The sequence below is a fragment of the Pseudoalteromonas shioyasakiensis genome (assembly GCF_022398475.1).
In the GTDB taxonomy this organism is placed as follows: Bacteria; Pseudomonadota; Gammaproteobacteria; order Enterobacterales; family Alteromonadaceae; genus Pseudoalteromonas.
The window spans coordinates 1-8,953 of record NZ_JAKEVM010000164.1 but is presented as its reverse complement, the minus strand read 5'-3'; the positions used below and the strand labels follow the sequence as shown (position 1 = coordinate 8,953).

At 36.3% G+C, this 8,953-nt stretch carries 8 protein-coding genes; all 8 read left to right on the top strand.

The features are described 5' to 3' along the window. Window positions 1-1,118: non-hydrolyzing UDP-N-acetylglucosamine 2-epimerase (gene wecB / locus L1D51_RS19215; protein WP_239964541.1), on the top strand; the 1,118-nt coding region annotated here is incomplete at its 5' end. A 140-nt stretch (window positions 1,119-1,258) separates the two neighbouring features. Next, window positions 1,259-2,524 carry a UDP-N-acetyl-D-mannosamine dehydrogenase gene (gene wecC / locus L1D51_RS19210; protein ID WP_239964540.1) on the top strand — a complete coding sequence of 422 codons (1,266 nt, stop codon included), beginning with the start codon at window positions 1,259-1,261 and terminating at the stop codon, window positions 2,522-2,524. Beyond that, window positions 2,521-3,639: a dTDP-glucose 4,6-dehydratase gene (gene rfbB, locus L1D51_RS19205; protein ID WP_239964539.1), complete on the top strand. Its 1,119-nt coding sequence runs from the start codon at window positions 2,521-2,523 to the stop codon at window positions 3,637-3,639. Before wecC ends, rfbB begins: the two co-directional genes overlap by 4 nt. A 1-nt stretch (window position 3,640) precedes the next feature. Beyond that, a complete protein-coding gene (rfbA, locus tag L1D51_RS19200) occupies window positions 3,641-4,513 on the top strand; it encodes a glucose-1-phosphate thymidylyltransferase RfbA (protein WP_239964538.1) in 873 nt (290 codons plus the stop codon). 72 nt (window positions 4,514-4,585) lie between these two features. Further along, window positions 4,586-5,758: an ATP-grasp domain-containing protein gene (locus L1D51_RS19195; protein WP_239964542.1), complete on the top strand. Its 1,173-nt coding sequence runs from the start codon at window positions 4,586-4,588 to the stop codon at window positions 5,756-5,758. Beyond that, window positions 5,755-6,435: a CatB-related O-acetyltransferase gene (locus L1D51_RS21800; protein ID WP_275669222.1), complete on the top strand. Its 681-nt coding sequence runs from the start codon at window positions 5,755-5,757 to the stop codon at window positions 6,433-6,435. Before L1D51_RS19195 ends, L1D51_RS21800 begins: the two co-directional genes overlap by 4 nt. 9 nt (window positions 6,436-6,444) lie before the next feature. Continuing rightward, on the top strand, window positions 6,445-7,575 hold the full coding sequence (gene rffA, locus L1D51_RS19185; RefSeq protein WP_239964537.1) for a dTDP-4-amino-4,6-dideoxygalactose transaminase: 1,131 nt from the start codon (window positions 6,445-6,447) through the stop codon (window positions 7,573-7,575). Continuing rightward, on the top strand, window positions 7,572-8,953 hold a 1,382-nt coding region (locus L1D51_RS19180; RefSeq protein WP_239964536.1), incomplete at its 3' end, for a lipopolysaccharide biosynthesis protein. The genes rffA and L1D51_RS19180, both read left to right, overlap by 4 nt.

The following is an 8,953-nucleotide window of genomic DNA, read 5'->3' as shown; positions in this document are numbered from 1 at the left end:
AGAAAGTATTGACAGTGTTTGGCACTCGTCCAGAAGCAATTAAAATGGCTCCTTTGATTCGCTTATTAGCTTGTGATGAACGTTTTGATGCAAAAGTATGTGTTACTGCACAACATCGAGAAATGCTTGATCAAGTACTTGATATTTTTAGTATTGAACCGGACTTTGATCTAAATATAATGAAATCAGGACAAACCCTCCCTGAAGTTACAAGTCGTATTTTATTAGAATTAACTCCAGTACTAAAAGAGTTTAAGCCAGATGTTGTACTAGTACATGGAGATACTGCTACTACTTTTGCAGCAAGCCTTGCAGCATATTACGAGCAAATTTCAGTCGGGCATGTTGAAGCTGGTTTACGTACGGGGAATATTTATTCACCATGGCCAGAAGAAGCAAACCGAAAATTAACGGGGGCATTAACTAAATATCACTTTGCACCCACAGAAACCTCAAAACAAAACCTGTTAAAAGAAAACTATGAAAAAGAGAATATAAGCGTAACAGGTAATACAGTCATTGATGCATTGCTCATGGTAAAAGAGCAAATAGAAAGCCAAAGTGACTTAAATAATACTCTTGCAGCTCAGTTCCCAATGCTTGATGACAATAAAAAACTAATTTTAGTCACCGGACATCGCCGTGAAAGCTTTGGTGGAGGATTTGAAAGAATTTGTAAAGCGTTAGCTAAAACAGCTAAGTCATATCCAAATTGTCAGATTTTATATCCAGTTCATTTAAATCCAAACGTGCAAGAGCCAGTGAAGCGCTTTTTAAGTGATCTTGATAATGTATATCTCATCGAGCCGCAGCAATACTTACCTTTTGTATATTTGATGAATCGTGCACACGTTATTTTAACTGATTCAGGAGGAATTCAGGAAGAAGCTCCAAGCCTTGGAAAGCCTGTACTGGTAATGCGTGATACTACAGAGCGCCCAGAAGCTGTAGAAGCAGGAACAGTAAAGCTCGTTGGAACTAGTGTAGATAAAATTACAACTTCACTTAGTGATTTATTAACAAGTGAGAACGCTTACAAAATTATGAGTCGTGCCCATAACCCATATGGTGATGGTAAAGCTTGTCAAAGAATTTGTGACTATTTGGCGGAAAATTAACTTTTAGTTACGATTTTTAACCGTATTTGAACAGTATAGAAATAGCTTTATAGCTTAAAAGCCTAATATATGGCTTGATTTAAAAAGTTTTAAATTAGAACTTGTAGACCTAGTACCTAGCTCTACACAAAAGGATAACCATGTCATTTAATACAATCTCAGTTATTGGTTTAGGTTATATAGGCCTCCCAACTGCAGCAATGTTTGCATCTCGTAGAAAGAAAGTAATTGGAGTTGATGTAAACCAGCATGCAGTAGATATTATTAATCAAGGGCAAATTCATATAGTTGAACCTGATTTAGATATGATTGTTCATGCCGCTGTAACTGAGGGGTATTTACGAGCAACTTTAGAAGCTGAACCCGCAGATGCCTTCTTAATTGCCGTTCCGACTCCATTTAAAAACAGTGAGTCAGAAATTCCAGAACCAGATTTAACATATATCAAAAAAGCGAGTGAGTCGATTGCACCAGTAATTAAAAAAGGTGATTTAGTAATACTAGAATCGACGTCACCGGTTGGTGCTACAGAAAAAATGTCTGAATGGTTAGCTGAATTAAGAACAGATTTAACTTTTCCTCAAAATTCAGGTGAAGATTCAGACATTAACATAGCACATTGTCCAGAAAGGGTATTACCAGGGCATGTTGTTAGGGAGTTAGTTGAGAATGATCGTGTAATAGGCGGAATGACAGCTAAATGTTCTGCGCGAGCAGTTGAGTTATATAGAACATTTGTACAAGGCGAGTGTGTAATTACAAATGCTCGTACTGCTGAAATGGCTAAATTAACTGAAAATTCATGCCGTGATGTACAAATTGCTTTTGCTAATGAGCTTTCAATAATCTGTGACAAATTAGATATAGATGTTTGGGAGCTAATCTCTTTAGCGAATAGGCACCCAAGAATTAATATTCTTCAACCAGGTCCCGGCGTTGGAGGGCACTGCATTGCTGTAGATCCATGGTTTATAGTAAGTAATACACCTGAAGAGGCTCAAATTATCCATACAGCACGTAAGGTGAATGACGCAAAGCCACAATGGGTAATTAACAAAGTAAAACTAGCAATAGTTGACTTTTTACAGTCAAACCCAAGCAAAACAGCTAAAGATGTTGTTGTAGCCTGTTATGGCTTAGCATTTAAACCTGATATAGATGATTTAAGAGAAAGCCCTGCTTTAAATATATCTCTTAGTATTGCTGATTTTCATGCAGGAAAAGTAATTGCTGTGGAACCAAATATTGATGCATTACCAAATAATATCGATAATTTGCAATTAAAGTCGTTTGACGTTGCAAGTCATGAGGCTGACGTTCACTTACTACTTGTAGACCATAAAACATTTAAAGAAAGTAAAATTGATAGTCCATATCTTATAGATACGAAAGGTATTTGGAAATGAAGGTTTTAGTCACAGGAGGAGCAGGTTTTATTGGCTCAGCTTTAGTCCGTTATATTATTAACTGCACTCCTCACTCAGTGGTCAATGTGGATAAGCTTACATATGCGGGTAACTTAGAGTCATTGGATTGCATAGCCTCTGATGAAAGGTATGCATTTGAACACGTCGATATTTGTAACTATAAAGAGCTAGAGCGTATTTTTGTTAGTCACAAACCAGATGTTGTGATGCACTTAGCTGCAGAAAGTCACGTTGATCGTTCAATTACAGGGCCAACTGAATTCATCCAAACAAATATAGTCGGTACATATAATTTACTTGAAGTGTCCAGACAGTATTGGAGTCAATTAGATGATGAAAAGAAATCATCGTTTAGACTTCACCATATTTCAACGGATGAAGTTTATGGAGACTTACCTCACCCAAGTGAAGTTAATGATGAAAAATTACCATTATTTACTGAAGATACGCCATATGCACCCAGCAGTCCATATTCTGCCAGCAAAGCATCAAGCGATCATTTAGTAAGGGCTTGGATGCGTACATACGGTTTACCTACACTAATTACTAACTGTTCAAATAATTATGGCCCATATCATTTTCCTGAAAAGTTAATACCGCTCGTTATTTTAAATGCTTTAGAGGGTAAAGAGTTACCTGTATATGGTAAAGGCGATCAAATTAGAGATTGGTTGTTTGTAGAAGATCATGCTCGTGCTTTATATAAAGTGCTCACAGAAGGGAGAATTGGAGAGACCTACAATATAGGTGGTCATAATGAAAAACAAAATATTGAAGTCGTTAAAACAATTTGTAGCATTTTAGATGAGATAGCACCAAGTGAAGCAAGAAATATAAAGTCTAAAGATGGAGAACCATTAGCTAGTTATTCTTCTTTGATCACATATGTAACCGATCGACCAGGTCATGATAGACGATATGCGATCGATGCTTCAAAAATGTCTAAAGAACTAAATTGGCAACCCGTTGAAACCTTTGAAACAGGGTTACGAAAAACAGTTCAATGGTATTTAGATAACCAGGAATGGTGTGAAAATGTCCAGAGTGGTTCTTACCAGCGCGAGCGTTTAGGTGAGTTAAAGGGGAGCAACTAATATGAAAGGAATAATCCTAGCTGGGGGCTCTGGCACTCGCCTTTATCCTATAACAATGGGGGTATCAAAGCAGTTATTACCCATTTACGATAAGCCAATGATCTATTACCCTCTTTCAGTCTTAATGCTTGCTGGTATTCGAGAAATTTTAATTATAACCACCCCAGAAGATTCTGATTCTTTTAAACGGTTATTAGGAGATGGTTCACAGTTTGGTATTGAGCTAAGTTATACTGTACAGCCTGAGCCAGAAGGTCTAGCGCAAGCATTTATTTTAGGCGAAAGCTTCATCGGTAATGACGATGTTTGCCTAGTATTAGGAGATAATATTTTTTACGGCGAAGGTTTTACTCCTAAACTTAAAAATGCTGTAGAAAATGCAAAAAATGGTTTAGGAGCTACTGTTTTTGGATATCAAGTAAAGGATCCAGAACGTTTTGGAGTAGTTGAGTTTGACAGAGATAAAAAAGCTATTTCAATAGAAGAAAAACCTGAAGTACCTAAATCTAACTTTGCTGTTACAGGTCTTTATTTTTACGATAACTCTGTTGTTGATATAGCAAAGAAGGTGAAGCCTTCACAAAGAGGTGAACTTGAAATTACATGCTTAAATGAAATGTATTTAAAACAGAGTAAGCTTAATGTTGAGCGCTTAGGTCGCGGCTTTGCATGGTTAGACACAGGAACACATGAAAGCTTACTCGAAGCTGCACAATTTGTTGAGACTATAGAAAAAAGACAAGGCTATAAAATTGCTTGCTTAGAAGAGATAGCATTAAACAATTCTTGGCTAACTAAAAATGATATAAAAAAACGAGCAAAGCTATTAAAAAAAAATAGTTATGGGCATTATTTAACGTTATTAGCTGAGTAGCTATTATATATTTGTGAAGTGTATTAATAGCCTTTGTTGCAAAGTCATAGAGTGGAATAAATTGTGAAAATAATGATATTAGGTGCTGGAATATATCAGGTTCCCTTAATCAAAAAGGTTAAAGAGTTAGGTTATAAAGCTATAGTTGTCTCCCCAATGGGAAATTACCCAGGCCTCGAAATTGCAGATCATATTGTAAACTCAGATACTAGAGATAAAGATGCAGTTTTAGCAGCGGCTATTGAATACGATATTTCTGGAATTTTAACTACCGGAACGGATGTAGCTGTACCTTCAATCGGTTTCGTCGTTGATAAGCTGAACTTGCCTGGCACCGGCTTTTTAGCAGCACAAAGAAGTATGGATAAGTCATTGATGAAGCAGTGTTTGGTCAATCACGGTGTCAAAACTGCTCAATATCGAGAAGTTTACAGTATTTCAGATGCAAAAAAAGAAGCTTCTGCTATTGGTTACCCTGTGATGATTAAAGCTATCGACTCGTCAGGGAGTCGAGGTGTGACAAAAGTTGCAAATGATGATGAAGTAACGGATGCTTTTCGTGAGGCTTTAGCAGTATCAAAAGCCTCCAGTGTGATTGTTGAGCAGTTTATTGATGGATATGAGGTTGGGGCGCAAGCTCTCGTTTCTGGTGATAGAGTAGATAAAATTTTTATACATAATGATGTGGTTACTGAACCACCGATAAGTGTGCCTATTGGTCATTCATTACCTGTAAAACTCCCCAAAAATGTTGAAGAAAAGTGTGTAGAGGTAATTAATTTAGCTGTTAAAGCAATTGGTTTAAAAAATACAGTTGCAAATGTAGATCTGATGGTTTGTGGCAGCGAAGTTTATATTTTAGAAATTGGCGCTAGAATGGGAGCAACTTGTTTACCTGAAAATATCTCTATTTACAATGGGGTTAATATCTACGAATATCTGATAGGTCTGGCTGTAGGCAAGCCTTTGACGATAGACAGTGATGCTTCAAAGCAACCTAACGCAGCACTTTTAATTCGCTCAGAAAAATCAGGAGTTGTCGAAAGCATCGAAATTCCGGCTCATGTGCAGAATCATCCTATGCTAATTGATTTAAAACTTGATGTAGGTAAAGGTGAACATGTAAATGCATTTAAGGTGGGACCAGATAGGTTAGGACATGTAATTGTGATATCTGACACAAGCTCTAAAGCTGAATTATTAGCTCAAGAATTAGTATCTGCTATAGAGATTATTATTAAATGACCCCACAAGCAGAAGTAAAGGAAAGCTCAATACATGAGAGTGTGAAGCTATACAACTATGTCACTATATTCAAATCTCAATTGAGCGAGAAATCTAGTGTTGGTGATTTTTCCAAGGTTGTTAATTCTACACTTTTCCATGCTGTTAGGATTGATAGAAATAACCATATAGATAACTCTCAATTAGGTGTTTACAGCTACACAGGTCGTAATACGCTGATCCTCCATTCTGTCATAGGTCGCTACACAAGTATTTCTTGGAATGTTTCTATTGGAGGTGCTAATCATGACTACTCCCGTGTTACTCAACATTCATTTCTTTATAATTCTACTGATAATATACGCCCTCCATATGAAGAGAGCGCCTACAATAGATTCGAGAATTCTGTTGTTATTGGGAGTGACGTATGGATTGCTGCAGGTGCAGTTATAACAAGGGGAGTTGAAGTTGGAGATGGTGCAGTCGTTGGAGCAAATGCTGTCGTAACTAAAGACGTGCCGCCTTATGCTATTGTTGCAGGTAATCCCGCTAAAGTTATAAAATATAGGTTTCCAAAAGAGACGATCGAGATTTTGCTTAAAATAAAGTGGTGGGACTGGCCTGTCGAAAAAATACGCGAAAATTACTCAGTTATTTCCCAATCACCTGATATTGAAAAATTAAAGAAGCTTACTTAAGGTACAACCATGATTGAGTTTAACAAAACTCCATATACCGGCAATGAAGAGAAATACGTATTAGAGGCTATGAAAGCTGGTAAATTGTCTGGCGATGGGAAGTTTACCAAGCTTTGCCATAACTGGTTTGTTAAAGAACTAGCGTGTCATAGAGCTTTATTAACTCCTTCTTGTACTCATGCTTTAGAAATGGCTGCTATTTTGATTGATACTCAACCTGGCGACGAAATTATAATGCCTAGCTATACATTTGTGAGTACAGCAAATGCTTTTTTGTTAAGAGGTGCTAAAATTATTTTTGTTGATATTAGACCCGACACTATGAATATCAATGAAAATCTAATTGAAGCTGCAATAACAAATAAAACAAAGGCAATAGTCCCCGTTCATTATGCTGGTGTTGCGTGTGAAATGGATACAATATTAGCTTTAGCTAAAAAGCATAACCTATTTGTTATTGAAGATGCAGCACAAGGGGTAAGGTCATTTTACAAGGGGAAGCCGCTTGGTACATTAGGCGATATTGGGGCATTTAGTTTTCATGACACTAAAAACTATACTAGTGGAGGTGAGGGTGGTCTACTAGTGATTAATAACTCTAAATTTACCGAAAGAGCAGAGATAATAAGAGAGAAAGGTACTAATAGAAGTAACTTTATTCGTGGCTCAGTAGATAAGTATACATGGGTTGATATCGGTAGTAGTTTTTTACCAAGTGATTTACAGGCAGCATACCTCTGGGGGCAATTAGAAAGTATAGACGAGATTAATCAAGCCCGCTTAAGCTCATGGAAAGCATACTATGATGCTTTTAAAGGTTTGAAGAACGCGAATATGGTTGAATTACCGCATATTCCTTCAGAATGTGAACACAATGCACACATGTTTTATCTTAAATTAACAGATCTAACCACACGGAATATGTTTATTGATTATTTAAAATCTTGTGGTATAGCGGCAGTTTTTCATTATGTACCTCTACATAGTTCACCAGCAGGAAACCAAGCCAGTGTATTTAGCGGTAAAGATAAATTTACAACTCACGAAAGTGAAAGATTAGTCAGGCTGCCTCTGTACTATGGTTTTGAGGAGTTAGATCAAAAAAAGGTAATTAAGGCTACATTGGACTTTTTCTCGTGAATATTAAAAAGTTAATGTACTTTTCAATAGGCCCCTTAGGAGGGGCTTTTTTGAGTCTGATTACTGTCCCATTTGTCGCTTGGTTTTTTTCAGTTGAGGATGTTGGAAGGCTAACCATGCTACAAGTAATATTGAGCTTGTCTGTTGCTTTATTCAGTCTTGCAATGCATCAGGCTTATGTTAGGGAATATCATGAAGTAACAGATAAACCACTCCTTTTTAAAATATGCATTATACCGGGCTTTATCTTTCTATCATTAACATGTTTAGTAATATTGCTTCTGCCATTTTCTATTTCAAAGTTATTGTTTGGTATAGAGTCGCAATATTTAACCTTTTTACTAGTAATAAGTATATTTTGTAGCCTCTTTATTAATTTTTTTTCGCACGTTGTACGTATGGAAGAAAGAGGCTTAGCTTTCTCCCTCACACAAATAATACCGAAGCTGTTGCTAATATTGTTTATAGGTACAATTCCACTGATGCGACTTAACGCAGAGTTTATAACTTTAATGCACATGAGCTCGTTATCAATTTTAATTACATTTTTTGTTTTTTGTTGGGTTACAAGAGATACGTGGATTAAATCTCTTAACAGCTCTTTTGACTATTCTTTGCTTAAAAAAACGATCTTATTTAGTTTTCCATTAGTTGTTGGTGGAATATCATATTGGGCGTTAACGACAATAGATCGCTTTTTTATTAGAAGTATATCTGGCTTTGAAGAGTTAGGCGTATTTTCACTCGCTGTCACTATAGCGGGCTCTGTTGCTGTTATTTCGACTATTTTTACTAATATTTGGCATCCTATACTATATCGCTGGGTCAAAGATGGAGTAGATCTTGTAAAGTTACAAAAAATAGTCGATTTTATGATGTTACTTATTGCATTTATTTGGTCATTTCTTGGTGTTTTTTCATTTTTACTACCTTATTTTTTTCCAACTGATTATGCGAGTATAGAGTATTTATTACTCCCATGTGCCACTGTTCCATTATTTTATATGTTTTCGCAAGTGACTGGTGTGGGTATAGGAGTAACTAGAAAAAGCACATTAAGTATGTCGGCTTCAATTATTGCACTTTTAGTTAATTGTGCACTGAACATGCTTTTAGTTCCTTTAAAAGGAGCGGCAGGCGCAGCTCTAGCAACACTTTTATCATTTTTTACTTTTTTTATGATAAGAACAGAGGCTAGTGCTTTTATTTGGCATGGTTTTCCTAGACATAAACTTTATTTGTTACTTGTTCTATATATTTTAGCAACTATTGTATTTGTTTTAACTAAAGGCACTATTCAGTATTTTTTTGTAGTGTGGCTCTCGTTGATATCTCTTACCTGTTTCTTGTACAGAGTTAGAGTGGCTGAGTTATTATC